Origin of the sequence: Oceanobacillus alkalisoli (genome assembly GCF_022213125.1) — a bacterium.
Taxonomy (GTDB): Bacteria; Bacillota; Bacilli; order Bacillales; family Amphibacillaceae; genus Oceanobacillus; species Oceanobacillus alkalisoli.
This window is the reverse complement of sequence record NZ_JAKNRA010000001.1, coordinates 690,442-716,298: the sequence shown is the minus strand read 5'-3', so window position 1 is coordinate 716,298 and position 25,857 is coordinate 690,442. Positions and strand designations below refer to the sequence as shown.

The 25,857-nt window shown below is 33.5% G+C and carries 24 protein-coding genes; 15 read left to right on the top strand and 9 right to left on the bottom strand.

Translation table 11 applies throughout. From position 1 onward, the window contains the following. The first annotated feature begins 1 nt into the window (after position 1). From L3V42_RS03235 to L3V42_RS03175, 13 genes are all read left to right on the top strand, one after another. Positions 2–1,114 (top strand): glycosyltransferase family 1 protein, encoded by a 1,113-nt coding sequence (locus tag L3V42_RS03235; RefSeq protein ID WP_238471298.1) that lies wholly within the window; start codon positions 2–4, stop codon positions 1,112–1,114. Between the two features lie 812 nt (positions 1,115–1,926). Continuing rightward, positions 1,927–2,829: an ATP-grasp fold amidoligase family protein gene (locus L3V42_RS03230; protein ID WP_238471297.1), complete on the top strand. Its 903-nt coding sequence runs from the start codon at positions 1,927–1,929 to the stop codon at positions 2,827–2,829. A gap of 623 nt (positions 2,830–3,452) precedes the next feature. Further along, entirely contained in the window at positions 3,453–4,151 is a 699-nt protein-coding gene (locus L3V42_RS03225; protein ID WP_238471296.1) for a hypothetical protein, read from the top strand. A 45-nt stretch (positions 4,152–4,196) separates the two neighbouring features. After that, positions 4,197–5,693 carry a lipopolysaccharide biosynthesis protein gene (locus L3V42_RS03220; protein ID WP_238471295.1) on the top strand — a complete coding sequence of 499 codons (1,497 nt, stop codon included), beginning with the start codon at positions 4,197–4,199 and terminating at the stop codon, positions 5,691–5,693. A gap of 6 nt (positions 5,694–5,699) precedes the next feature. Beyond that, positions 5,700–6,809: a polysialyltransferase family glycosyltransferase gene (locus tag L3V42_RS03215; protein ID WP_238471294.1), complete on the top strand. Its 1,110-nt coding sequence runs from the start codon at positions 5,700–5,702 to the stop codon at positions 6,807–6,809. Between the two features lie 149 nt (positions 6,810–6,958). After that, positions 6,959–7,942: a UDP-N-acetylglucosamine 4,6-dehydratase (inverting) gene (gene pseB / locus L3V42_RS03210; RefSeq protein ID WP_238471293.1), complete on the top strand. Its 984-nt coding sequence runs from the start codon at positions 6,959–6,961 to the stop codon at positions 7,940–7,942. Position 7,943: 1 nt separating this feature from the next. Further along, the gene (gene pseC, locus L3V42_RS03205) at positions 7,944–9,113 is read left to right on the top strand and encodes a UDP-4-amino-4,6-dideoxy-N-acetyl-beta-L-altrosamine transaminase (protein ID WP_238471292.1); all 1,170 of its coding nucleotides are present in this window, start codon (positions 7,944–7,946) and stop codon (positions 9,111–9,113) included. An 8-nt stretch (positions 9,114–9,121) separates the two neighbouring features. Continuing rightward, complete coding sequence (locus L3V42_RS03200) at positions 9,122–9,853, top strand: cytidylyltransferase domain-containing protein (RefSeq protein WP_238471291.1); 732 nt, start codon at positions 9,122–9,124, stop codon at positions 9,851–9,853. After that, positions 9,850–10,917 carry a UDP-2,4-diacetamido-2,4,6-trideoxy-beta-L-altropyranose hydrolase gene (pseG, locus tag L3V42_RS03195; protein ID WP_238471290.1) on the top strand — a complete coding sequence of 356 codons (1,068 nt, stop codon included), beginning with the start codon at positions 9,850–9,852 and terminating at the stop codon, positions 10,915–10,917. Before L3V42_RS03200 ends, pseG begins: the two co-directional genes overlap by 4 nt. A gap of 35 nt (positions 10,918–10,952) precedes the next feature. Continuing rightward, on the top strand, positions 10,953–11,501 hold the full coding sequence (gene pseH / locus L3V42_RS03190) for a UDP-4-amino-4,6-dideoxy-N-acetyl-beta-L-altrosamine N-acetyltransferase (RefSeq protein WP_238471289.1): 549 nt from the start codon (positions 10,953–10,955) through the stop codon (positions 11,499–11,501). Between the two features lie 13 nt (positions 11,502–11,514). Further along, entirely contained in the window at positions 11,515–12,552 is a 1,038-nt protein-coding gene (gene pseI, locus L3V42_RS03185) for a pseudaminic acid synthase (RefSeq protein WP_255783377.1), read from the top strand. Between the two features lie 113 nt (positions 12,553–12,665). After that, positions 12,666–13,694 (top strand): GDP-mannose 4,6-dehydratase, encoded by a 1,029-nt coding sequence (locus tag L3V42_RS03180; protein ID WP_238471288.1) that lies wholly within the window; start codon positions 12,666–12,668, stop codon positions 13,692–13,694. A gap of 55 nt (positions 13,695–13,749) precedes the next feature. Beyond that, positions 13,750–14,916, top strand: a complete 1,167-nt coding sequence (locus L3V42_RS03175) for a nucleotide sugar dehydrogenase (protein ID WP_238471287.1) — start codon at positions 13,750–13,752, stop codon at positions 14,914–14,916. A 465-nt stretch (positions 14,917–15,381) separates the two neighbouring features. On the opposite strand, the gene L3V42_RS03170 is transcribed toward L3V42_RS03175, so the two are convergent. From L3V42_RS03170 to L3V42_RS03150, 5 genes are read right to left on the bottom strand one after another with little or no spacing between them, the layout of a single operon-like run. Continuing rightward, positions 15,382–16,545 carry a mandelate racemase/muconate lactonizing enzyme family protein gene (locus L3V42_RS03170; RefSeq protein WP_238471286.1) on the bottom strand — a complete coding sequence of 388 codons (1,164 nt, stop codon included), beginning with the start codon at positions 16,543–16,545 and terminating at the stop codon, positions 15,382–15,384. A gap of 13 nt (positions 16,546–16,558) precedes the next feature. Then, complete coding sequence (locus L3V42_RS03165) at positions 16,559–17,584, bottom strand: LacI family DNA-binding transcriptional regulator (RefSeq protein WP_238471285.1); 1,026 nt, start codon at positions 17,582–17,584, stop codon at positions 16,559–16,561. Between the two features lie 33 nt (positions 17,585–17,617). Beyond that, positions 17,618–18,907 carry a TRAP transporter large permease gene (locus L3V42_RS03160; protein WP_238471284.1) on the bottom strand — a complete coding sequence of 430 codons (1,290 nt, stop codon included), beginning with the start codon at positions 18,905–18,907 and terminating at the stop codon, positions 17,618–17,620. Next, positions 18,885–19,382, bottom strand: a complete 498-nt coding sequence (locus tag L3V42_RS03155; protein ID WP_238471283.1) for a TRAP transporter small permease — start codon at positions 19,380–19,382, stop codon at positions 18,885–18,887. The genes L3V42_RS03160 and L3V42_RS03155 overlap by 23 nt, the downstream gene beginning before the upstream one ends. A gap of 30 nt (positions 19,383–19,412) precedes the next feature. Beyond that, entirely contained in the window at positions 19,413–20,423 is a 1,011-nt protein-coding gene (locus L3V42_RS03150) for a TRAP transporter substrate-binding protein (protein WP_238471282.1), read from the bottom strand. A gap of 302 nt (positions 20,424–20,725) precedes the next feature. Between L3V42_RS03150 and dgoD the strand changes: the two genes are divergently transcribed. Continuing rightward, the gene (gene dgoD / locus L3V42_RS03145) at positions 20,726–21,916 is read left to right on the top strand and encodes a galactonate dehydratase (RefSeq protein WP_238471281.1); all 1,191 of its coding nucleotides are present in this window, start codon (positions 20,726–20,728) and stop codon (positions 21,914–21,916) included. A gap of 121 nt (positions 21,917–22,037) precedes the next feature. Here the strand turns inward: dgoD and L3V42_RS03140 are convergent, their stop codons facing one another. The 4 genes from L3V42_RS03140 to L3V42_RS03125 form a co-directional block, all read right to left on the bottom strand. Beyond that, a complete protein-coding gene (locus L3V42_RS03140) occupies positions 22,038–22,253 on the bottom strand; it encodes a helix-turn-helix domain-containing protein (RefSeq protein WP_369412835.1) in 216 nt (71 codons plus the stop codon). 532 nt (positions 22,254–22,785) lie between these two features. Beyond that, positions 22,786–23,595: a sunset domain-containing protein gene (locus L3V42_RS03135; RefSeq protein ID WP_238471279.1), complete on the bottom strand. Its 810-nt coding sequence runs from the start codon at positions 23,593–23,595 to the stop codon at positions 22,786–22,788. 251 nt (positions 23,596–23,846) lie between these two features. Continuing rightward, positions 23,847–24,098, bottom strand: a complete 252-nt coding sequence (locus L3V42_RS03130) for a helix-turn-helix domain-containing protein (RefSeq protein ID WP_235761744.1) — start codon at positions 24,096–24,098, stop codon at positions 23,847–23,849. A gap of 146 nt (positions 24,099–24,244) precedes the next feature. Next, the gene (locus L3V42_RS03125) at positions 24,245–24,730 is read right to left on the bottom strand and encodes a competence protein ComK (RefSeq protein WP_238471278.1); all 486 of its coding nucleotides are present in this window, start codon (positions 24,728–24,730) and stop codon (positions 24,245–24,247) included. Between the two features lie 547 nt (positions 24,731–25,277). Here L3V42_RS03125 and L3V42_RS03120 point away from each other — a divergent pair. Beyond that, positions 25,278–25,829, top strand: coding sequence for a sigma-70 family RNA polymerase sigma factor (locus L3V42_RS03120; RefSeq protein WP_238471277.1), 552 nt, complete (start codon positions 25,278–25,280; stop codon positions 25,827–25,829). The last annotated feature ends 28 nt before the right edge of the window (positions 25,830–25,857 follow it).

Here is a 25,857-nt window from a genome sequence, read left to right as displayed (position 1 = left end):
TATGTATAATAACAATATAAGATTGCTGATTATAGTAACTACAAAATTTGAACTAGATGGTATAACAAATAATATCATGAATTACTATAAATATATGGATAAATCTGATATGAAGGTTGATTTTGCAGTACCGAATATTGTGCCGGATAGGTTAAAAAATATAATAAAAGCTAATGATGGTACAATTTTTGAGTTGCCATATAGAAATAATAACCCTATAAAGTATCTAATTAATCTCAAAAGAATTATTTCAAAAAACAATTATAATATTGTTCATGCTCATGGAAATAGTTCTACTTTAGCGCTAGAAATGTATGCCGCAAAAAGTGCAGGAATTAATATACGAATAGCTCACAGCAGGAATACAATGTGTAAATATAAAACAATAAATAAAGTTTTAAGACCAATATTCGATAGAAATACTACTCATGGCTTTGCATGTGGAGTAGACGCTGGTAAATGGCTTTTTAGGAATAATGAATTTAAAGTAATCAAAAATGGAAATGATATTGAGAAATTTAAACCCAATCAAAAAGTTAGAAGACAGGTTCGAGAAAAATATGATTTACAAGGAAAGAAAGTTATTGGTCATGTAGGACATTTTAATTATCAGAAAAACCATGAATTCCTAATAGAAGTATTCAATGAATTAGTTAGAATTAATCCAAACACAATTTTGTTTCTTATTGGCGATGGTAAATTACGACCTTTTATTAAAGAAAAAGTAGAGAAAATGGGATTAATGGACAAAGTAGTGTTTATAGGTAAGTCGCTAGAGGTTGAAAAGTTAATACAAGCTATGGATGTAATGGTATTACCTTCTAGATATGAGGGACTTCCAAATGTTTCGATCGAGTGGCAAATAGCTTGCATACCATCCGTATTTTCGGATGGTATTACAAAAGAAATAGCAATTACTGATTTAGTACATTTTATGTCCCTAGAATCAGGTGCACTAGAATGGGCAAAGTTATTAGATCAGATAGAATTAGTTGACAGAAATGAAGTGTCTGATAGAGTTGTTAAACAGATTACTGATGCTGGATTTAACATAGAAGAGAATTCTAAGGAACTTAAAAAAATATATACAAATTTGTTAACAGAAATCAAGTGAGCAAACATAATTGATTCTAAATGCTGTTATTATTGGGTGCTTAGTAGTCAATTAATTAATAAACTATCTATTAACCTCAATGTTTTAGAGTGTTTTTTAATGAACAGTCAATCATGAACTTTAAAAAAATTGTACTTAAAGAGTCTTCCGTATGAATATAAACGTTAAGTAATAAATGTAACATGAATTTTTCCGCGCTCAGTGTAAATTGAATCCTATTAATTAAGGGTAATTTTAGCACGGCCAATTCGTTAGGAGTAAGTAGATGATACTTATATTTGTTTATTGTAAAAGATCACTTAGCAAAGTAAGTCTTTGTCCGTTCGCATCACAAAGAATGCATATTAAGGGTTGATGAGGAGATCAGCGAATAGATTAAAGAAAATTCGTATCTTCAATAATTTAACAGTCTTCTTGTTTTTTCTTTGAGGAGAAGTTTTAGTTCTGCTCATCCCTGATTACTTATTCTAACAAAGGGTTCAGGCCTGCGGCCATCAACCAAATAAATGAATGAATTATCTAAGCTTAGATACAGAGGACGGTGCCAAGCTAATAGAATTATTAAAAATTCAAATCATGGTTCTCAACAGGAAAATTAGTCAAAACAGACTTGCACTAGTCAGATTTATTTATCATAAGGGAACCTAGTTATCTGCAATTAATATGGCATCCTGTTAAGCAGTTTGAAACAGAGATAATCCTTGAAGTATCTTTCAGTGAAAACATAGGAAAATAAATTGCATTTCAGTAACATATATGCTAAGTGTTTAAAAATTGTAGATATTCAGCAACTATTAAAAGGAGTATAGTGAATGTCAAAGTTAAATAAAAATATATTTAAACTTTCTAAATGGGCTATATTTTTCGGTTCAAGAGGTTTGTTAAATTTTTTACCAGATAAGGCATATATAAAATTGGTGTATTATTTAAAAATGAAAAAAAAGTTAGATCTAAATGATACGAAAGAATATAATGAGAAATTACAATGGTTAAAATTGTATGATCGAAAACCTTATTATGAAAAAATCGTTGATAAATATGAGGTAAGAGAAATTATAAAAAATAAAATTGGTGAGGATTATCTCACACCAATTTATGGCATTTGGGAGAATTTTGATGATATTGATTTCAGTGAATTACCGAGTAAGTTTGTGATCAAATGTACACACGATTCTGGTGGTGTAGTTATTTGCGAAGATAAAAATTCATTTAATATACAGAGAGCAAGGAAGAAAATTAATAAATCCATGAATAGAAATTATTTTTGGAGAGGAAGAGAATGGCCCTATAAAAATCTTAAGCCAAGAATTATCTGTGAACAATTTATTGAGCAAGATGATGGAGAAGAATTAAGAGACTATAGATTTTTTTGTTTTAATGGCGAACCCAAATTTATATCAGTTGATTTTAGTATAACCGATAAAAGTAGAACTAGAAGAAATCTATATGATTTAGATTGGAATTTGATGGATGAAGAAATGTCTTATCCAAAAGAGTTAAATATAAACGTTAATAAACCAAATAAGTTAGAAGAAATGATTGAGTTAAGCAAGATACTTTCATCCGATATCCCACATGTCCGGGTCGATTTCTATTATGTTGGGGGAAAAATACGCTTTGGGGAAATGACTTTATTTCATCAAAGTGGACTTGGAGAAATACGACCAGCAAAATTTAATAAAAAAATGGGTAGTTGGTTAAAGTTACCTGACTGATTTATGTCAGTTCTAAAACTGACATAGTTATTTCCTATTAAAATTATAGTATACCCATAGAGTTCGAAAATTTGTTTGGATATAAATGAATATATAACAAACGGTTTGTTATATTAATAATTGTTACTCAACTCTATAATCATTATATATATATCTTTAATTACAAGTATAGCTTTGTGAAACTGTAACAAGAATAAGTTGGTTTTATTATATTAAAAGTAGTGATGTTTATGAAAAGTAGAAGATTTAAATTGTACGATCAGTTTAACCACTATCTATTTGCAATATCGCTTATACTTACTATAAGCTTTTATTTTACAAATAACAGTTACTTGTTATTAATTACAGGTATATGTGGATTAATTATCTTATGTAGATATATTGTTGTAAAGACTGTAAAAGGTTTAATAGTTTTTTTGATTTTATTGGCTCTTTTTGTTTTTTTTATTATAAAATCATGGCATTATGAAAATTTAAGCTCTATGTACGATATTCTCTTTATATTTCCCCAAGTAGGACTTGCATTTTATTTATTTAAGGGAAAGTATAACAATAAAATAATCTCTATAGTATTTTATTTGTTTTCGTGCTATTTACTTTTACAAATAATCAGAGGAGTAGAGGTGGCGCAGTTAGTAATATACAGTGAGAATATAGCAAACTTTATAGTTATTGCGTTGGGTGTTGCTTTATACTATGTAAGATATATAAATGGTCAAAAGTTAATTCTCAATCCTGCAATTCTTGTTCTATTAATTTCTTCCTTAACTTTAGGTAGAACTGCTATAGTTGCATCACTTTTGCTTCTTGGAATTGTAATCTATTTTAAATATAAATGGAATTTTAAATACTTTTTGTTATTAATATTAATCTTTATGTTTTATTCTGATCGAGTTATTAACTCTATATTAACTATCATACAAAATTTAGGTTCGAAATTTGGTGAAAGAACTTCATTCGCAGAAGATGTTAGATATACTATATGGGCTGATTATATGGAGAAAATTGACTTGACAAGACTTCTATTGGGGTTCAATGAGGCTGAAACTCATTATTTCATGGGTTTTACTAACCCCCATAATAGTTTTCTTAGTGGCCACTATACCTTAGGATTTTTTATGATTGTGATAATTATGCTTATTATTTACATACTAATAAAATTATCCATTTATCGCCATTCTTTTATTGCGTTATTATTGGTCGTTTTATTAGTTAGATCTTCTACAGATATGGTGATTTTTACAGGAAATTTTGATTTTATCTATATTTCAATATTACTCTATGGGTATTTTTTGATGAAAGGTGAATTAAAATTGGAATGAAATAATTGGCAGAAATTTATGGGGTATCAAAGGGGATTCTAGCAAATGGATAGCAAGAAAAAAGTAATAGAAAATTCGTTTTTATTTACGTTTAGTTCAGTATTAGTTAGAGCAATAGGATTTCTATTACTACCAGTGTATACATTTTTTTTGACACCTGAAGAGTATGGTACGTTTAACCTAATAAATGGCTTTTTACAAATATCTATATTCATTGTTGCGTTATCACTAAATTCAGGAATAGTTCGCTTTTTTGTAGACTATCAAACTGATATAGAAAAATTAAAAAGATTCCTAGGATCTGTTATCTTATTTGTATGTGTGTCTGGTCTTTTGTTCATTACTCTAGGAGTAATATTTAAAGATATTTTAATTTCTATATTATTTGAAGGAGTATCATTTTATCCTATTCTACTCTTAGCATTTTTAACAGTAACATTTATGACATTACATAGAATGCATCAGGGTATTTTACAGGCGCTGCAAAACGGAAAGAAAATAACAGTTATTAATATAGTAGTATTTTTAACACAAGCAAGTTTGAATTTGCTTTTCATAGGACCCTTCCATCTAGGAGTTACTGGTATGCTATTAGCTCAGTTAATAGTATATATAGGATATGTAATTTTTATGGTTTTTGACCTTAGTAAAAATAATTTAATTACTTATTCAATTGATTTTAAATTGTTGAGGGAAGCTTTAAAATATTCAATTCCATTACTGCCACATAACTTATCGACTAACATAGCGACATTTGTCTCTCGAGTGTTTATCAATTCAAATAGTTCTTTAGCTGTTGTTGGCTTGTATAGCGTTGCAACACAATTTGGTATGGTTATTGATATAATTCAAACATCCGTGCATAAAGCTTTTGTACCTTGGTTCTTCAATTCAATGAAGAATAAAGAAAACAATGAAGATGTTGACATAGTTAATTTTACTAAAATATTATTAATAGCATACACTATTGCTTACATGCTTATAGGCTTATTTTCTCAAGAAGTTATTATTTTTATGACTCAAGAACGATATTTAATGGCATGGTCAGTTATACCGATCTTAGTTTTAGCATACTCTGTTAAGTCGATATATTATTTCTTTGTAAGCATACTATTTTATTATAAGAATGCATCCAATAAAATATTTATTGCTACACTTACTGGAAGTTTCGCAGATATATTACTTGCTTATTTGTTAATACCCCCATTTGGGATGTATGGTGCTGCGCTGGCTTTTTTAATTGCAAAAATTATTGTTGTTATAATAGTACTATACATTAGTTTAAGATATGATAAAGTTTTCCAAGTAGCAGCAATGCTTAGAATATTAATCCCGAGTTGGCTATTTATGGGCATAGGTTTGTATTTTAGTTATACCAAATATATGACAGAATTTAACTGGTTAAACTTCTTTTATAAAGTTCTTGTTCTTTTGATATACCTACTTTTTCTTATCTTAACTAATAAAAAGTTGATTAATATGTTTATTAGATCCGATAACGCTCTAATAAAACGAGTTAAAAATGTCATATCAAGAGGGTGAAAATCAATGAAAAATATCTTCGTTTGCTATAATTACCTGACATTATATAAGGCAATATATAACATTAGACATTACCAACAGGGTAATAAGAATGTTATCATATATAGGAACCTGGTTTCTAAATTACCCAGCAATACAAAGAAATATTTTAATGTTACTGAATTTATGATAGGTAATAGTGGAGTGTCTTCAATATTCCCCAAAAAATATATCAATGAGTTTAGAAAAATTTCTCTTACAAAGAAAATTTCATCATTTATAAAGAGGGAAGTTAGTGGGGATGAGCCCGCAAATTTATTTGTCTATAAAGATAATGAAAAGATTGAAAGTACAATTATAGAGACATTTAAGTATGTAACAAGAGGTAAGGGAAAAGTAATTTTAACCGAAGAAGGAATTGGCCTCTATGGAGAATTAGTACACACAAAGCGAAAAATAGGTCTATTATCCATGTTGGCTCAAAGGCTTCTTGGTTTATCTGAATTCTCATTGAAAAAATATCCGCAGGGTTATAATCCTAATGTTGATAAAGTGGTATGCTCAAACAGAGATCAATTTAACAAAATAAAAGGAAGAAAAGAACTAACTATATATGAACAAAAAAATATTTTTAATAAGGAAAATGTAGAGTACTTTGTTAAAGACATTTTAGGGATTAATCATTTAGACTATGAATTATATAGTAAACTTAATTATGTATATTTAACACAACCTCTCAAAGATATAAATGTTTCTATTGATGAAGAAAAAAAGATTTTAGAGTCATTATCAATTAACAGTTGTGAGGGTATCTTAATAAAAAGACATCCAAGAGATAAGTTGGAAAGAGATTTCGGAGTTAATTCTGAAACGCATGAGTTGAAGGGTAGACTAAATAATATACCGTTTGAGTGCTTTTTTCCCTTCATGGGTAATCCCATTATGCTATCTTGTAATTCTTCAGCTTGTTTTAATATCTTGGCCGATAACCCAAATGCAAATGTAATATTGTTACATAAGATTATGAAGAGAAAGGTCTCAAATAATGTTATAGAAAGAATAAAGCACCACGGGGTGTATATACCTAATGACTTAGAAGAATTAAATAAGGTAGTTAAGGAATTATTGAGAACATAATTTAATAGAGTACATGGTTATTCGATAAATTTTATGAGAATGCCAAGTTTAATTTTATGTTTTGTAAAATTACAGAGCCTATAAAAAGTAAAAATCAATTCGCTTTTTATATGTAACTTAAAACGATTTAAGAAAGAGGAGAAAATTTAATGGAAAATTTTAATGGAAAGACAATCTTAGTTACTGGTGGTACGGGATCCTTTGGAAAGAAATTTATTAATAAAATTTTATCAACAAATGTAAAGAAAGTAATTGTGTTTAGTAGAGACGAATTAAAACAGTATGAAATGAAGAAAGAATTTACAGATAGTCGTATGAGGTTTTTTATTGGAGATGTAAGAGATAAATCCCGTTTATATAGAGCTTTTGATGGGGTTGATTACGTTGTTCATGCTGCAGCATTAAAGCATGTTGAAGCTTGTGAGTACAATCCATTTGAAGCAATTAAAACAAATATTCATGGAGCTCAAAATATTGTTGAAGCTGCAATTGATAGAGGTGTAAAAAAGGTAGTTGCTTTAAGTACTGATAAGGCAGCAAGTCCAATTAATTTATATGGAGCAACAAAATTAGCCTCTGATAAATTATTTGTTGCTGCAAATTCTTATGCAGGAGATAAAGATACCTCGTTCGCTGTTGTTCGCTATGGAAACGTTGTTGGGAGTCGTGGAAGTGTTGTTCCATTTTTTGAGAAAATAAAGCATACAGGAACTATTCCCATCACAGATGAAAGAATGACTAGGTTTTGGATTACTTTAGAGCAAGGTGTTCAATTTGTGATAGATAGCTTTGATAGAATGCATGGTGGAGAAATTTTTGTTCCCAAAATTCCTAGTATGAAAGTTACGGATTTAGCAGAAGCAATAGCTCCAGAGTGTGAAATTGAATATATCGGAATTAGACCTGGCGAGAAATTACATGAGGCAATGATTACAGAAGATGATGCCCGAAGAACATTAGATATGGGGAATTATTATGTTATTCAACCGGAATTCCCATGGTGGAAAGCAGAATATGGTCATGGCGGAAAAGACTTAGAAGATGGATTTAGTTATGTTAGTAATACAAATGATCACTGGCTAACTGTTGACGAATTACAAGATTTAGTTAAGTCCAGTAAAGGTGAGAAATAATATGTCAGACGTAAAACAGAACTTTATCCCGTATGGAAGACAATCTATTGACGAAAAAGATATTCAAGCGGTTGTTGAGGTTTTAAAGAGTGATTACCTTACAACTGGTCCGGCTGTACAACGCTTCGAAGAAAAAGTTGCTGAATATGTAGGTTCTGAATATGCAGTTAGCTTTTCAAATGGTACAGCGGCTTTGCATGGGGCAGTTTTTGCTGCAGGCATAGGTGAAGGTGATGAAGTAATCACCACGCCTATGACCTTTGTAGCAAGTGCCAATTGTGTTTTATACCAAGGTGCTGAACCTGTTTTTGCAGATATTGATCCAAAAACTTACAATATAAACACCGATGAAATTCGAGATAAAATTACAGATAAAACTAAGGCAATTATTCCAGTTGATTTTACAGGTCAGCCAGTTGATTTAGATGAAATTATGGAGATTGCAAAAGAAAACAATTTATATGTAATTGAGGATGCAGCACATGCGATAGGAGCTACATATAAAGATAGAAAAGTTGGATCTATCGCAGATATGACTATGTTTAGTTTCCATCCAGTAAAACATATTACAACTGGTGAAGGTGGCATAATTACCACAAATAATAGAAAGTTATATGAAAAACTATTACAGTTCCGGACTCATGGTATTACAAGGGATATCTCATCATTGAGTGAAAATCATGGACCTTGGTATTATGAAATGCAGTTTCTGGGTTATAATTATAGAATGACAGATATACAAGCAGCATTAGGTGCGAGCCAAATTGATAATCTAGATAAATTTATTGAAAAACGTAAAGAAATTGTACAAAAGTATAATAAGGAATTTAGTCACTTGAAAGAAATAATAACACCTTATCAAAGTCCAGAAAGAAATTCTAGCTGGCATCTATATATCATTCAATTAAAAAGCGAATTATTATCCATTAATAGAAAAGGGTTCTTTGAGAAGTTGCGACAGGCAAATATAGGGGTAAATGTACATTACATTCCAGTTCATTTACAACCATATTACAAAGAGCTAGGATTTAAAACAGGTGACTGTCCAGTCGCAGAAAACTTGTATGAACATATAATTACTTTACCTTTATACCAGGATATGACAGATGAAGATGTTCAATATGTTATTAATATAGTAAAAAAATTGATTGTTGAACACCAAATTAAGTAGGTGAGAGCATGAAAGTTATAGCTATAGTTCAAGCTAGAATGGGATCGACAAGATTGCCAGGAAAAATATTGAAGGAAGTTAATAACAAGCCTTTATTAGAGTATCAAATTGAAAGAATGACTCGGGCAGAGACCATAGATGAAATTGTTATTGCTACTACTACTAAGGATACAGAACAACCTATTGTTGATTTATGTGAAAAATTAAAAATCAAACACTATAGAGGTTCTGAAGAAGACGTATTATCGCGTTATTATGAAGCGGCAACTAAATATGACGCTGAGATTGTTTTAAGAATTACATCAGATTGTCCAATTATTGATCCTAAGGTAATAGATGAAGTGTGTAATTATTATATAAATAATTACGAAGAAGTAGACTATGTAGCCAATACAATTGAAAGAACATATCCAAGAGGAATGGATGTATCAGTATTTTCATATAATTTATTAAAGGAAGTTCATGAAAATGCAGTGGAAGACGCCGACCGAGAACATGTGACAAGATATATTTATAACAGACCAGATAGATATAAACTTGAAAGTTATAAGAAGGAAAAAGATTATAGTGTACATCGCTGGACGGTAGATACAAAGGAAGATTTAGAATTAGTCACTAAGATTATAGAAACACTATATCCGGTGAATAAGTATTTTACTATGGAAGATTGTATTAGATTATTAAATGATAATCCAAAATGGATGAATATCAATAATCATGTAGAGCAGAAGTTGGTGTGAGTGCATTGAAAGAAATCTCTACATTAGAAAATAGAAAACTAGTTATTCGAGCGGACGCATCAAATGCTATTGGAACTGGACACATTATGCGTTGTTTAAGTATTGGACAGACTTGGAAAGATTATGGTGGAGATGTTTACTATATTGTAAATGAATTACCGCTATCACTAGAGAATCGACTTATAAAAGAAAATATTAACGTTTTAAAAATCCCAACTACTACTTTGGGTAGTATAAGTGATGCGGAAGAAACAATAAGAAAGTTTAAAGAAGTAAATGGAGAAGTCCTTATAATCGATGGTTACAATTTTCTGGGAAGCTATCAAGAGAAAATAATGAATAGTGGTATTAAATCTATTGTAATTGATGACCATCATTATTCAGATTTTTATTGTACAAATGTAATCTTAAATAAAGGACTAAATGCCAAAAATATAAAATATAAAATTAATACTGAAGCAAAACTTTTGCTTGGACCAGACTATACCACTTTAAGGCGAGAATTTTTGAAATACAATAGAATACGCAACATTCCGGAGAAAGCTAAAGAAATTCTAATTACATTTGGAGGGTCTGATCCAAAGGATATAACGTCGAGAGCCCTGAAAAGCTTGGTGGAAATAACAGAGGATATAAATTTAACTATAGTAGTTGGTTCTGCTTATAAATATCAAGATAAATTAAATGAGTATGCTAGTAAGCTAAATGGTAATTATCAGGTTTTATCAAATGTAGATAATATGGCTTCATTGATGGAAAGGTCTGATTTAGCGATAACTGCTGGAGGAACCACGTTATATGAACTGGCTTTTATGGGATTACCAAGTATAACGATAAAAACTGTTGCAAATCAAAAGTCGGCTAAGTATTTTGCTGATTTGTATAATGCAACAGTATATTTAGGTGATGAGGAAAAGTTAACAACGAATGATTTTCTTTCAGGAATGAATATTATTAGCGATAAAAGTCTTAGGGAGAAAATCAGTAGAAACTGTTTTAATTTAGTTGATGGAAAGGGCAACAATAAGGTTATAAAACAAATTGTAAATTTAATGAAAGACTAAGCTATATAGAAGATAAAGTCTTTTGGAGTGAAAAAATGATTAGATTAAGAAAGTTAAAAAGTGAAGATAAGAATAATATATTAAAATGGCGTAATTCACCAGAAATAGCTAAATTTATGTATACAGATCATAATATTACTGAGAGTGAACATGAAAAGTGGTTTGAAAAAGCAGTTGTGGAAGAAAATGGGTATTATTGGATTGTTGAATATAAAGGAAAAGAAATGGGTTTAGCTAGTATAACTAATATAGATTCCCTAAATTTACGTTGTTCTACAGGGTTCTACCTTTATAAGCCAAGGGCTCGAAAAGGAATAGGTACATTCGTTAAATACAAGCTACTTAAATGGTGTTTTTCCGAACTAAAAGTTGAAAAGGTTTATAGTGAACATTTTGTATTTAATGAAGCTATAATAAATCTTAATGAAAGACTTGGATTAAAACAAGAGGGTTATTTTCGGAAGCATGCATTAAAAAATAATGAATTACAAGATGTTGTTTATATGGCTATACTTAAAAATGAATGGGAAGAAAATATAGAAAAGGTTGAAGAATATCTTGAAAACAAAGGTATTCAGATATAAGAGGTGAAATAAATTGTTTAGAGAAGCAGTTAACTCCAAGAGTAATAAACCGTTTATCATTGCAGAGATGTCAGGGAACCATAATCAATCACTCGATCGGGCATTAAAGATAGTTGAGGAAGCAGCGAAAACAGGCGTTGATGCTTTGAAGATTCAGACATATACACCAGATACAATGACATTAAACGTTGACAGACCAGAATTCATTATAAAAGATAAAGAGAATTTATGGAAGAACAGAAATCTTTATGACTTGTATCAAGAAGCACATACGCCATGGGAATGGCATAAGCCTATTTTCGATAAATGTAAGGAACTAGGTATTATAGGTTTCAGTTCTCCATTTGATGAAACTGCAGTTGACTTTCTAGAAGAACTAAACATCCCATTTTATAAAGTCGCTTCATTTGAAATAGTTCATTTGCCTCTAATAAAGAAAATAGCGCAAACTGGTAAGCCAATGATTATTTCGACAGGTATGGCCACGATTGATGAAATAAACGATGCAGTGGAAACTGCAAAACATAATGGTTGTAAAGATATTGTACTCTTAAAATGTACAAGTACCTATCCAGCATCACCTGCTGACTCTGATATTGCTACTATCCCGCATATGAAAGAACTTTTTGATTGTGAAGTGGGGTTATCTGATCATACTTTAGGTTTGGGAGTCGCTGTTGCTAGTGTAGTTCTAGGAGGTACTGTTATTGAGAAACACTTTACTTTGGATCGAAACGACGGTGGTGTTGATTCTACGTTTTCCTTAGAACCAAAAGAAATGAAACAATTGGTGGAAGAGGTAAACAGGGCATATGAATCAATTGGGACTATAAACTATAAACCAACAGAAAAAGAGAAAAATTCAAGAAAAAGAAGACGTTCAATTTATGTTTCAAAAGATATAAAAGAGGGCGACATTATTAATGAAGATAATATCAAGGTAATCCGCCCTGGTTATGGTTTAAAACCAAAATATATGGATGATGTTTTAGGGAAACAATCTAGAAATAATTTAACTAAAGGAACGCCGCTTTCATGGGACGATGTATAATAATTTAAACTATACTAGTTTCAATTAATACAATGCTAGGGTGATTCTTTTTACCGTCAATTTCCAAGAAAAAAATAAGTGATAGACAATTGTTATTGGGAGTGTTTTGCAAAATGACTTATCAAGCACTACAAACAAGCAAAATCTATCTCATTACTGGTGCAGCTGGCTTTATTGGAAGCTATCTATCAAAAAGATTACTTAACGAGGGCTGTCAAGTTATTGGGGTAGACAATCTAAACGATTACTACGATGTAAATCTAAAAAAAACACGTCTGGGAGAATTAGAAAAGCAAGAAGGATTTACCTTCATCAAAGAAGATATCTCTAATAAAGAAACTGTAGAAAATATCTTCGAAGAATACAAACCACAAATAGTTGTAAACCTCGCTGCACAAGCAGGAGTTAGATACTCTATTGAGAATCCTGACGTATACATACAAAGTAATATTATAGGATTCTATAATATCTTAGAAGCATGCCGCCATTATCCAGTAGACCACCTAGTATATGCTTCATCAAGCTCGGTTTATGGAGCAAATAAAAAAGTACCCTTTGAAGAAACTGATTTTGTAGATACTCCTGTATCTTTATATGCATCCACTAAGAAATCAAATGAATTAATGGCACATACATATAGTCATTTGTATAAGATCCCAGCAACTGGACTACGTTTCTTTACCGTGTATGGTCCAATGGGACGTCCGGATATGGCTTACTTCGGTTTTACGGATAAGTACTTTAACGAAGAACCAATCAAAATTTTCAATAACGGTGACTTTGAGAATGATCTATACCGTGATTTCACGTACATCGATGACATTGTGGAAGGTATAGTACGACTATTGAATAATCCACCACAAGATGAAGATGTGCAGCATAAAGTCTTTAACATTGGAAATAACAACCCAGAGAAGCTAATGGTCTTTATCAGAGCACTTGAGAATGCTCTAAGTAATGCATTAGATAGGGATGTAGAATTCAATAAAGTATATGAGCCAATCAAACCAGGAGATGTTCCAGCAACTTATGCATCAACTAAATTATTACATGAAGCTGTTGGCTTTAAACCAGAGACGCCAATCGAAGAAGGCTTGCAGAAGTTTGCTGATTGGTATGTGGAGTATTATAACAAGAAATAGAAGATTATAAACCTTAATTTAGGGTAACAATTTAATTTAGTAAGGAGCATACCGCATGAAAATAGCAGTCGCAGGCACAGGCTACGTCGGTTTATCTAATGCAGTTCTACTAGCCCAACACAATGAAGTAACAGCATTAGATATCATTCAAGAAAAAGTAGACATGATCAATAATAAAAAGTCTCCAATCGTAGATACAGAAATCGAGACATTTTTAGAAACAAAGGAATTAAATTTAAAAGCTACCACAGATTCAGCTGAAGCTTTTAAAGATGCAGAATATGTTATCATCTCTACTCCTACAAACTATGATCCGGAGAAGAATTACTTCGATACAAGTTCTGTTGAATCAGTTATCGAAAATGTTATGGAAGTAAATCCGGATGCGGTCATGATTATTAAATCAACCATACCAGTAGGATATACAAAGGAAATACGTGAGAAGTTTAATAGTGATAATATTATTTTCTCTCCAGAGTTTCTAAGAGAAGGTAGAGCATTGTACGATAATTTACATCCGTCTCGAATTATTGTTGGAGAGCGATCAGAGCGTGCTAGAAAGTTTGCAGACCTTTTAGTAGAAGGGGCAATCAAGGAAGATATTCCAGTATTGTTCACAGATTCCACAGAGGCTGAGGCAATCAAATTATTCGCGAATACATATCTCGCCATGCGTGTTTCATTCTTTAATGAATTAGATTCCTATGCCGAGGTAAAAGGTTTAGACAGTGAGCAAATCATAGAGGGTGTCGGATTAGATCCTCGAATTGGTGGCCACTACAATAACCCATCTTTCGGATATGGTGGTTACTGCTTACCAAAGGATACAAAGCAGTTGCTTGCTAACTTTGAAGATGTACCGAATGAAATCATTCGAGCAATTGTTGAATCGAACAATACCCGTAAGAATCATATTGCAGATATGATTACAAAACGAAATCCAAAAGTAGTAGGCGTCTACCGGTTAACCATGAAAACTGGTTCTGATAACTTCAGACAGTCAGCGATTCAAGACGTTATTAATCGAATCCAGGAGCAAGGTGTAGAGGTAGTGATCTACGAGCCTGTGCTAGATGCTGCAGAGTTTGAAGGATCTCGTGTGTTTAAGGACTTTGATGCATTTAAGGCAAAGGCAGATGTTATTGTTGCTAACCGTTTGTCTGAAGAGCTGAAGGATGTGGAAGAGAAGGTTTATACGCGGGACGTTTTCAGCAGAGATTAATAAGCTTTAAAATGAATATGTTTTGTTTAAGTTGAGTAGCTGCAACTATTAAGTTAGAGTACACAATGAACATACATGGTAAGACGATTATCACCGCAGGTGTATTTTGCAAAACAAAAATACACAAGATTGCAATTGCAATTACATAATGTTGCAACTTGACTTTGAGCCTCTGCGGGCATGAGTACAAAGCCATGAAGCCAGCCGTAGCAAGGGCTGACTTTGCCAATGAAGGCTATCATGCCCGCCTCTCAAAGTAAAGTTGCAACGCTAAAATCCTTTGCAATACTCTGCACTTTTATTTTGCACTATACAGCAGGTATCAAAGTCAATTCTCGTGGAAAAGTGCCATCCAGCCCAGTATATTAAACAATAAACCGTGCTGGATGGCGTCTCTTTTTTCCATGATACTTTTATGAAGTGAAGTTATTATACCAGTCGGTTATAATAATAGACTAACTTAAATTATTTATCTAATCTATACTTCTCAATAACAGAAAGATTAAGTGTTATTCCAAATCCAGGTCCATCGGGTATTTTATAAAATCCATTTTTAAACTCATTTCTATTCTCAATAATCTCATAAAACAATGGATCACGGTCAGGATGAAAGACTTCTAGAAATGTTCCGGTAGTCGTAGATCCCAATAGATGTGCTGATATATGAGGCTCTTCGTGGTGAGCCATGTCAAAACCTAATGCCTCTGCAGCTCCAGCAGCTTGCTTCCATGCGGTAGGTCCTCCACTCCAACTAGCGTCGAAATTACATACATCTATTGATCCGCTCTTCATTAGCTCAATACATGCAGCTGGTGAATCTTCACTTTGGCCTGCTGCAACTGGAATTCCAGACATTAAACGAATATCTTTCATAGCATCTCTGTCGTAGCTCCAACGACAAGGTTCTTCAAACCATCTAATATTATAATCCCTAACGCCTAAAGCAAACTTTAGCGCATCGTTTCTGTCCCATCCTTGGTTAGCGTCTACCGTTAAAATAAAATCATCACCTGCTGCTTTTCTAGCGATTCTGACTCTCTCGATATCGACATCAGGCGATCTTCCACCTACTTTAAATTTACAGGCTGCAACGCCCATTTCTTTATATGTTTCTATATCTTGGATAATCTTCTTTTCATCTACATCTTTTCCCTCGGTGTAATAGCCACCTATTAACATTACTGGAAGTTCTTCTTTTGAACCTCCCCATAACTTTACAAGGGGCATACCGAGAGTTTTTCCAACAGTATCATGGACGGCACTATCAATACAAGCTAAAGCGTTTAGAGCAATTTTTCGATCAGCAAGAATATTGAATGTTAATGGATATAGTTTTTGCCATATTTTCTTCACTTCGAATATATTTTCGCCAATCAATAAGGGAGCCATTTCATTCTTAATCATCTTAACAATGAGATCCAGGTCATCTAGCTCATCACCGTTATAAATTTCTCCAACTATTCCATCTTCTGTGGTAATTCGGGTAATTACTGTAACTCTGTACTCCATGAAATAGTTACTCCCTTTAAACACACGCTTTAATGGCATTTTAATTGGGATTGCCTCCACATCAACAATCTTTGAATTTAATTTGTTTGTATTTAATTTCTTATTTTCAATATCTAGCATTATACTTCCTCCTCTATTTTTTTATAGATACTGGTTTGCAGGATTCTCTTATTATAAAGTTTGTAGGAATTACGACAGGGTCTAATTTTCCATATGTTTCGGGGTTATCAATATAGTTAATTAATGTATTGACGATACTTTTCCCCATTTCATCAATTGGTCTATGAATTACGGTAAGTGGTGGATCGAGTAATTCCATTAGTTCACTATCTTCAAAAGTGATAAGTGAAATATCGTCTGGGTATTTCAGCTTTGCTTTTCTCATGCCCCGTAAAACTCCATAAAACATTTGATTATTTAAGCATAAAATAGCTGTTAATTCCCCTTTTTGAATATTGGGTAATAACTCATTAAATAATGCTTCTCCTGATTCGCTTGATAATTTTCCGTTCTTAATATAATTGTTATTTAGTTTAACCCCGTTTGATAGAAAAGCATCCTTATAGGCACTAATACCTTCCCGAGTTGGTCTGATTTTCTTATCGCCCCCTATAAGAGCGATGTTTCTATGTCCTAAATTTAATAAATAATGGATCGCCTCATTTACTGAAAAGTAATAATCTGTTACTACTCCTGCAGGAAGAATTGGTACATCACGATTAATCGTAACTATAGGTACCTTAATATTCGCTAGGGATCTATTTAACTCAAAATCATCTTCTTTAGGGATAGACAAAATAATACCGTCCGATTTTCTACCTTCTAAAAAAGATGAAATTTTATTACCAATATCTTTTTCACCGATATTACATAAAGATAAGGTATATCCGTGTTTGTCTAGTTCAATTTGTGATTCCTTTGCAATTTGTGCGAAAATAGGGTTTGATATATCAGCGAAAAAGGCGATATTTTTATATCTTTGTGAACGCATGCTTTGAGCAACATTATTAGGAGTATATCCTAGTATTTTAATGCTCTCTAAAATTTTTTCTTTTGTACTCGTACTGATATTTGGATTCTCATTAATTGCACGCGAAACTGTTCCAATACCGACACCAGCATGTTTAGCGACATCTTTGATTGTAATTTTTCTACTCATAGCATTGTCTCCAAATCAAATGTAATGATTAAATTATTTGTCCACTAGAAGTAAAGAGATTTCAGGTATAAATATAACCAATATTAAACAAATAACCATAATAATAAAGAATGGGATGACACCTCTTACCACAGTACCTAATCTTTCTTTTGCAATTCCGCTTACAACAAAAAGATTGAGCCCGACTGGTGGGGTTATCATCGCTAGTTCCATGTTAATCGTCATTATAATCGCAAAATGGATTAAATTGATATCGAAAAATAGTAAAGCAGGAAGTAATATTGGTAAGGTTATCAATATAATAGCCACCGCTTCTAGGAACATTCCTAGAATAAAGAATAAGACGTTAACTCCAATTATAAATATCCATTTATTTGCACTGTTGTCTGCAATCCATTCTGAGAAGAATTGAGGTACTTGTTCAATCGTAAGAAATGTAGAGAATATCAATGCAGATGCAATAATTAAGAAAATCATTGCAGTTGTATTTATTGATTCTTTGACAATCTCTATGAATTTCTCCATATTCATTTCTTTATAAATAAATACTGAGATAATAATAGAATAAAACACTGCAACAATAGAGGCTTCTGTTGGCGTTACAGCTCCCATATATATACCACCAATAATTATTACTGGCAGGAAAAATCCCCAAATTGCTTTAATAGACATTTTCCTTCTTGTGTCCCAAGTGGCTTTCTCTAATCCGCCAAGGTTGTGTTTTCTTGCATAAATAATGGCAAAGATTATTAACATTAACCCTAAAAGGATTCCAGGAATAACACCTGCAATAAATAGATCACTAATGGATTGTTCAGTAATCGAACCATAAATAATTAACGCAATGGAAGGGGGGATTAGAATTCCTAGAGTTCCACCAGCAGCTATTAAGCCCATTGCATACTTTTTACTATAACCAGCATCTATCATAGCAGGAATCATAATGGATCCAACTGCAGCAGCGGTTGCTGGGCTTGAACCAGAAATTGCTGCAAAAATCATACAGGCTAGGATAGTTACGACAGCTAAACCACCTTTGATATGACCGACCCAAGACTTTAAGGCTTCTATAAGATGATAGGATATCCCTCCTTTTGCCATTATCAATCCTGCAAAAATAAAACCAGGTATTGCCATTAATATAACACTGTCAACTGCTGAAAACATGTTGTGGGGAATGGTTCTTATATTGAAATCAATAAGCACTAGTCCCACTATACTTGAGATTCCCAAGCTAATACCTATTGGAACTCGCATAACAAGAAGTAAAGCAAAGGTAATAAACAAAACGATAACAGCATTATCCTGCAAGAATTCCATCATTCTGTTCCTCCCCTTGCCCCTTATTTTTGAAGAACATTATGATTTTCTCTATATATGCCAATAATAAAAGGAGCCCTGTCAACGGCATAATTAGGGAAGTAATCCAAAGAGGGATTCTTGCATCAAGTGAAACCCCTCCAATTTTAAAAGCTTCGATTACCATTAAGGTGCCATAATAGAGGAAGAAGATAGAAAATGCGATCCCTAAAAGATATCCAATAAAGTCTAAAACTCTTTGTGCCTTTTTTGGCAATACTGCATATACAAGATCTAAAGCAATATGGTTGTTGTTTTTCAAAGCTGTGCTAAACCCAATGAATATGGCCCAAACTAATGTTAAAGAAAATATCTCTTCAACCCAATGAACAGGACTGTTAAAGATATAACGCATAATTACTCCAAAAAAGCTTACACACATTCCAGTTAAGAATAGGGGTACCATTATAAACTTTTCCAGCATTTCAATTCGATGCAATGTAATCCCTCCTATATCTAATTAATTTAGTTACCTGTTTAAGGCATCTTCTACGACATCCTCACCAAATATTTCTTTGTACTTCTCGTATACTGGTTCAAATAACGTTCTAAATTCATCCTTCTCCGCGTCAGAGAATTCGTGGATCTCAATGTTTCCTCTTTCCTGCATTGCTTCAAGACCTTCTTCATTAAGTCTTTGTACCTCAGATCTAGCTGTTTGTGTTCCCGCATCAATTCCTTCTTGGATTACTTCTAGAGTCTTCTCATCCAGGCTATCCCAAAAGGTGTTATTGGTTAATAATACATAGTCAACTCTACTAAAATTATTTATAGTCAAATATTTTTGAACTTCGTCAATATTAGCCGATGCAATACTGCTTAGTGTGTTTTCTTGACCGTCTATTGTGCCTTGTTGAAGTGCCGTATATACCTCATCAAAAGCTATGGAAACGGATCCTGCCTTTAAGATATCAAATACATCTGCAAGCACCTCTCCACTCGATGTACGAATCTTTAGCCCTTTGTAATCTTCGGGGCTTTTAATGGGATTTTTATTGTTTGTTATTACTCTAAACCCGTTTGGCCACATTGATAATGCCTTAACTCCTTCTTTTTCGATCGTTCTCATAATATCTTGTCCATGCTCACCATCCCAGAAATCCTCAGCTGCTTCATCTGAATTAAAAACTAATGGTAACGATGCCATATCAAAGGCAGGTTCGTACTTTACCAATTTAGACATATCAGGAAGAATAAACTGCACGTTATTTGAAACTAGGTTTTCAAATTCATTTTTATCATTGTATAATGAGCTGTTAGAATAGACTTTTACTTCAATTTCTCCGTCAGTAATATCTTCTATTTTTTCCTTCATAGCCATGGCTCCTACGTGTTTAGCAGTGTTTTCGGGTGCTACATGAGAGATCGTAATTTCGTCAATGGAATAGTTACTTTCCTTAGAGCTTGTTTCATCGCCACAGCCAGCAAGAATGATCAATCCCCCTAAAAACAACATTAAAAAAACAGTTTTCAACTTCATAATATTCCTCCCTTAAATTTGGAAACGTTTCCATGTTTGTTTTCGATTATAATTTATATTCAGATAAATAGCAAGGTGAATTTTATAAAAACTTTATAATACTTGCTTATTATTTATAAATAACACTGGAGTTATAAGCTTTAGCATGTTATTTATTTATATCTTTTCGGTGATTATTTATTTTGGAGAGACTTTTTAGGCCTGAATTTAAATATTTAGTCTATACAATTAAAAATATTGTGTTAGAATTATTGGCAATTAACTTTCAATATAAAAAATTATAAAATTAGGAGGAGTTAATTTTGAAAATTGTTGATGTAAAAGTCATTCCTGTTAATCGCTTCTTGTTTGTTGAAGTTCATACCGATGAAGGAATAACGGGGGTAGGGGAGTCTGGAAGTTGGGGATTTTTAGATGCATCTGCTGAAGCCGTTAAAACATTTAAGACATATCTTATCGGACAAGATCCTTTAAAAATTGAACATCATTGGCAGTACATGTATCGTAGTTTTCACTTTCGAGGTGCAGCTATTATGGGGGCTTTAAGTGCTATTGATATAGCGCTATGGGATATAGCAGGAAAATATTTCGATACTCCAACTTATCAATTGCTAGGTGGAAAAACGCGAGATAAAGCTAGGGTATATTATCATGTCGGGGGCGATACTACAGAAGATATCATTGATAATTTAAAAGAGGCAAAAAGGCTGGGCTATACTGCTGTGGGACATTTGACTCCTTTTTTAGACGAGGACAGAGCTATTCCATACTATGAAACGCATGCTCAAAAGATAGGAAATGCGATTGAAAGAGTTAGAATGTACAGAGAGGCAGTGGGGGATGAAGTTGATCTTTGTATTGAAATTCATAGAAGACTAAAACCAGCCGAGGCTATAGCTTTAGCTAAAGGAATTGAAGAATATCATCCTTTATTTTTTGAAGATCCAACAACACCTGATAATTTCGATTCAATGGTTAATATAGCAAATAATATTAGTATCCCGCTTGCTACAGGGGAAAGATTTCATACACCGCAAGAATTTACCTACCTATTGCGGAGGGATGCTGTTGACTATGTTAGACCCGATGTTTGTATGTGCGGAGGGATCACAGGAGCTAAGAAAATCGCTGCCCTAGCCGAAGCAAATGATGTTATGGTAGTTCCTCATAACCCTTTAAGTCCGGTAAGTACCGCAGCTTGCATTCAGATTGCGGCATGTATTCCAAACTTTGCATTGCAGGAATATCCAGGTGATGATAGAGCTTCCGCGACTGAACGCTATATTTCAGCTAAAACTGATGATGAAGATAAAAGCTTTAGACAATCGGATATAGTCAAGAAAACATTAGAAGTGGAAAATGGTTATATAATTATACCGGAAGACCCGGGGATTGGTGTGGAATTGGTTGAAGATGTTGAAAATCTATTTCCATACTCTAGAAGAAGTATAGAGACTCGGCTCCATGTTGATGGTTCTGTGGTGGATCAGTAGTTTTAGATAATTGATGCTTAGCTGTAATATGAATAGGAGTTAGTTGTTTATTAAAATATTAATAATTAAATGAGCTGAATGGTTATGATTTGCCATTCAGCTTATTTGGTTGGCTATTTGCTTACAATTGGTTCTCATTATCATCCCCGTCCTCTACTAAACGTAACAATTCATTCGTATCCGTAATATCCAATGCCTCCGCAATTTTACTCAAATGTTCCGATTGGACGCGCTGTCGCTTTCCGTTTGCTAATTCACTTAAAGTAGCCCGCCGAATGCCGGTTTTAATATGCAATTGTGTAATGCTGAGATTATGCGGATGAAGTAACTCGTTGATTTGTAACTTTACCTTTTTTAAATTAATCCTACTCCTTTATAGACTGCACCTTCAAAAGTACGGTGCAATAAGGTTAATGTTGTACGATAAAGATACGGAATTAAACATTAATTAGGAGGAGTGATCACATGCTAAGGGAAAGGTCCTGAAAGAAAACCTTGTCAGAAACCTGTATCGTAAACTTACCCTGGTAGAAATCGAAAGAGAACTCATTAAAATATCCTGTAGTTTGATGGAAGATGATGTATACACTGTTGATGATGCGGTAGGTGAACTAATAGAAATTATAGATTTGATAGAAATGGAACGGCAGGGGATTGTGAGTGATATGAGGATTTCTTAATATGTAAACGAGACAAGCGAGAAACTAAAAATATTTGAAAATGAAGTAAGCTGTTAAGCTAAAAAATTAACTTAACAGCTTACTAGATGACTATGTACATTTCGTTATACACCAAAAGTAGGAAAGTTATTAAATAAGGTAATAATCCCGATAACCGAGTGCAACTTGTTGAAATTAGTTCATCAAGTCTTAATTTTTAGGCGCTCGATATCCAGCCTGTTCAGCCTCTGTAGACGAACAAAACCACTGCGCAACATTTTTTGTTTGGTTATAATATCGACTTCCAGGAGTATGATAAATCCCGTTCACACTTCCTTTTATGTCACATTCTCCAGTTTGAGTTTCACTAGTTGAACTACTAGAGCTAGTGCTACTACTTGATTGACTGGTGCTACTCGTTGTATTTGAGGCAGCAGTTTGATTCTCCGTACTACTATTGGATGCTGAATCTTGCTCGGAACTACTGGCCGTTTTACTACTCCCACTATTTGTACTAGAGCTTGATTTATTGTTCGAATCACTGCTTGCAGTACTTTTTTCCGCTTCAGCTATCTTTTCGGCCTCTGCGGCGGCTGTCTTAAGTTCATCTAGTTCTTCTTCCATAGTAGTAATTTCGTCAGTTAAATTTCCATTTTCTTCTTCAAGTGAGTCATATTTCTTTTGTAAGGAGTCTTTTTCCTTGGTGACTGCAGTTAATTCGTCTTCCAAATCAGAAATTGAAATCTCTAATTTCTCCAGTTCCTCTAACTCCGATTCTAATTTTTCCTTACTGTTTTCTAGGGCCGTAATATTTTGAGAAAGTTCTTCATTTCTTTCCCGTTCTTCTGTAAGATCGTTTTGAAGTGTATCGTCTATTGTGATGAAACCAAGGATAGTAAAAAAGACAAGGAAAGTAGCGGCGGAATACCCAACTTTCTTCCACCTGCCCATATCTTTTACACGAAACCATACCTGAAATAAAGTGACAAATAATAGCAATATCAAAGTTATTTCAATCATTTCTAACCCTCCAATTGTATTAGTTAATTTGAACTAGCATTAGTGCAAAAAAATATAATGAACATGCACATTATATTTTTTGTATACAACTTTAAAACCGCTGCATTTTCTAAGGAGTTATTCATGGTGTGAGTTAGTATTGGATATAAGTGGCTACTGAATGAGTCTATTTATTTTAGGGATGATACCTGGCAATTGCTTCATAAAGGTAGGGGGACTCTTAATCATAGCTGTTTTGTTAAATGGGAGAATTAATCTTCTTTCTTCGATGCTCTTAATTCTTCCTTTGCTTCATCGACGATCGTTTGAGTATTGATTCCTAGTGTTTGGCAGACTTTATAGAAAGTCGGATACAAAGGGATAATTTCAGCTCGTTCAATCTTACCTAAATGCTTTTCACCCAGCCCCGCTTTATATTCGATTTCTTCTTGGCTTTTTTGTAGCTGGATCCTCTTAATTTTTAATTTTTCTCCAACCTTTTTATATAACGTTTCATCAAACAAAATAATCTTCCTTTTTAACTAATTATTTAGTAAAAGAAAGACGGATCCCACAGAAGGGAATACTCCAAAGGTGACTACGCGAAATAAAGTTGGTTTATTGCAATTATTTTTCGCTATGATGCTGAAAATCTCGGTATCTGTCATCGTCACATAATTGGTGATTCTAGATTGAAATCGTGTTTATCTATTATTTGCCGGCAATATTCAGCTCGTTGCATTTGACTTTTTAATATGTAAGTAGACACTGGCAGTATAATTTCTGTGCCATTCATGAACAGGACGATAGAGGACTTTGAATCTGGTGAATGTGGTGTGATGTCGTATATATGTTGGGAGGATATCCAGGAGCAATCGATATGGTTAACGGCATGTGTAGGAAACATAATCTGGTTTGGGCCAATCATAATCGGAACTTTCCGTTTAAAGCTTGTATGATAGATCATCGCTTGCTTTCTACCTTCATATGTAGAGTAATTTTCCAGACAGGATGTTTGAATTAAGTGGAATGCTGATGAATTAACATAAACCTCTTTTTCCTTTTCTAGTACGAATGTTTCGCATGTTATTTGTCTGCTGGGGATAAGTGCCATTGTTTCAGGATGAATAAGATAATCAGAAGGGATAGTTTTCACGAGGAGACACTCCTTTATGTTTGGAAGACTTGTGAGGGTGGAAGGGGGAGCCTATTATCTTGCTAGAGTATATAAAGTAAGATGTGACGGAAGCAGTGTAATTCTTTCGTTTCTTGTTTTTCTAAACCCAAGCTTGAAAGATTATATACAGCCAGGCAAGAGAATCTTCCTTGTTGTATTTATTATTAAGAGTTTTGAAAGACTTTTAAACAGAATGGAATGCTCTTAGTTTGGGATAGAGCAAACTTGTTTGCAATAAGGCGGGAGGATTGAACTTTCTATCGCACCAATGTGTGCTCCTGATGAAAGAGTTAACTAAAGGTCTCGTTTCTTATTCTCGCAAAAAGGGTCTTATTTAGAGAAAAAGCTTTAAAATTAAATTGTGCAATACCCATTGGACCAAGTTTTATAGAAATGCATACTATTTTTAGCCTTATTTTCGCTCCTTGTTGGTTTTTTAGCGAAATAAGGCTCTTTTTCAAGTGGGGCATTTTTTCTTATGATGAATGGAGGGTGAAAAAACTGAATAAAGGAGAGGAGTTTTACAATGACAGATCAAAAGCATCTTACATTCGAGGAGATTTTCAAACAAAATGAGCGGAGAATCCATTACCACATTCACCGCCTGGGCATCCGTGATCCGTATCAAGATTTTTACTCAGAAGGTCTCTTCGCCTTATGGACGGCCCATCAAAAGTACAACCCCAACAAAGGCCCCCTCGGTACCTACTTCAACTACACCATCCGCAATCGCCTCGTCGATCTGCTCCGTAAAGAAACCCGTGAGATGGAGAAGAAAGATTCCATTGTAGAAACAGAGAAGCAGCGAATCAGCGATGCAACGACGGAACTCAGGAATACGACGATAGATATGCCGGGGAGTAAGCTGGAAGAGCGGGAGATGTGGCAAGACGTGAAGGCTGAGCTGACCGCGAAACAGTGGGATTGGGTGTATTACTATATCATTCAAGGCATGCGAGTCAAGGAAATTGCGGAAATGAAAGGCGTTTCCGTTGAGGCGGTGAAGGGCTGGGGGAAGGGAGCGAGGCGGAAGTTGCGCAAGTGGGCTGCCAGGAAGCATCCGAATCGTCCAAAGTGAGGATTTATCGAACGTGAAAAAAATCCCA